The following is a 1978-nucleotide window of genomic DNA, read 5'->3' as shown; positions in this document are numbered from 1 at the left end:
TCACCACACAATAATATCGAGGCGGCACAATAATCATCGGTTCAGGTTTTAAGATCAGCCGCTCGTGATCCCGAAGGGTAATGGTTTGAGGACCAACCTCCAGTCGGGTAACACCGGTGTTGTTATCTAGAACATGAATAAACTGTTGGGGCTTGATGCGAATAACTTCACTAGTTGTCCTAGGCCCTTCCATTTTCTTATCTGTTTTACGCTCAGTTGTAGTCATAGTCTCGGTCTAATCTAACTAGATTACTAAGTTGCCTTAATCGGTTGTAAGTAGTCAGACACAATTAAAGTTGACTGATAAGATAAGGGAATAGGGAACGGCGAACTAATAACATAAAGGGGTTGAGCAACGTTAAGGGTTTCAACACAGTTAACAGCATTTATGTTCAGGTACTTAGATACAGTATTGTGCCTATATAAATCCCAAGTCAGTTGTGAGCAAAATTGTGTTACCAAGGGAGCTTCGGATCAGGAAATCTCACGATTCATCTACGATTGCTATAGTTCATGGTTTATCCCTAAAGCCTAACCAACAATCAACTATTTTGTAACCTAACAGCAAAGGAAGTCGATATAAAACTAAGCTAACCTTTCTTTTTCTGTTCTGCCAAAATAACCCAAACTCGTTATGACTACGTCGATTTTATGGAGTTGAGAGCAATTTCATCAAACCCCTGGGGTAAGAGATGTGATTGCTGATTGGAACATTAACGATTAGGCATGAGGCCACTTTATATTAGGCTTGATAGCATTAAGTACTACAGCCTGTTTTAGTCTAATGATGTACAATAACAGCAATGGGTAAACCAATTTTTAATATCTTTCAGAGAGACTTGCTCAAAAGCTTCATCAATTGCATCCACCAAGGAACGGATAATTCCTCGCTCCAATTGACCGTAGTATCGATTTAATCTTTGACCAAAGATGCTCAATCGGCGAAAAGTCTGGTGAATAGGGTGGCAAATAAATTAGACGAGCCCCTGCTGCCGTAATTAATTCTTCGATATTTTTGCTGGCCAAAAGGCCACGCTACGCGAACAAGTGAATTGAGCAATTATCCATAATGACAACAGCTTCATTCCAAAGTTTGGGAACTAATTTACAGGCAATAAATGCTTCAAAGGTTAATCTATCCACTGCTCCCATCACCTCGGCTTTAGCAAGGATTTCTTTAAACCCTATAGCTCCAATCACAGAGACATTTTTTCCTCGGTGGTGAGGACGTTTTCCATGAGCTCTTTCTCCTTTTAGAGAGCGGGCTCGTAACCGAGTCATCCCCAGATTCACACCATTATCATCTATAAATATCAGGTTTTTCGCCAGAAACCCTTGAACTAACTGCCAAAACTCTACTCGCTTAATTTGCACTCGAGCACTCTCTTTTTTCTCCGCATGAAAGGTTTTTTTTTAAGGTAAACTTAAGCTTTTTCAACATATTATATACTGTGGAGCGGCTGATCTGGACTCCCGAATCATGCTGCTAGTAGCTCTTTTAGTTCTTCCAAGGTGGCGTCGTTATGCTTTTCTACCAGACTACCCAGTACTGCCAGTTGTTCATCATTGAGTTTCGTTGGAGTTTGCTTTGTCCGAACTTTAGGAGCGATAGAGCCCGTCTCTCGATATTGTTTCAGTAATTTTTGAATAAAACTCAAAGCCACTCCAAACCGTTTGGCTAACTGCCGTTGAGAAATAGGTTCATTCTCATACACATTGATAATCTTATGACGTAAATCAATAGAATAAGGTCTCACTTCTTTCTTGGCTCGGCTCAAATTATAGTCTCTTAATTATACCTCACTAGATCTGAAAAGGCTGTAACAACTATTAACCATTAATGATTAACCAAACTGATAAAAATACTAATAATTTATTTTACGTTATAATCAGGATGATTACTATCTAAAGTTAAACAAATAAGGGGCATACTATGAATCGTGATGAATTCCTAAAACGCTACGAAGCCGGTGAAAGA

1 protein-coding gene and 1 pseudogene are annotated in these 1978 nt (G+C 39.3%); both read right to left on the bottom strand.

What is annotated here, in order from left to right:
• Positions 1 to 226: hypothetical protein (locus F6K49_RS44250; RefSeq protein ID WP_293108270.1), on the bottom strand; the 226-nt coding region annotated here is incomplete at its 3' end.
• A 550-nt stretch (positions 227 to 776) separates the two neighbouring features.
• Positions 777 to 1757 (bottom strand): annotated as a pseudogene (locus F6K49_RS44245) (IS630 family transposase).
• Positions 1758 to 1978 lie beyond the last annotated feature (221 nt).

The sequence above is a fragment of the Moorena sp. SIO3I6 genome, from assembly GCF_010672095.1.
Note: the sequence above shows the minus strand (reverse complement) of the source record. Positions and strands in the feature narration are given on the sequence as shown.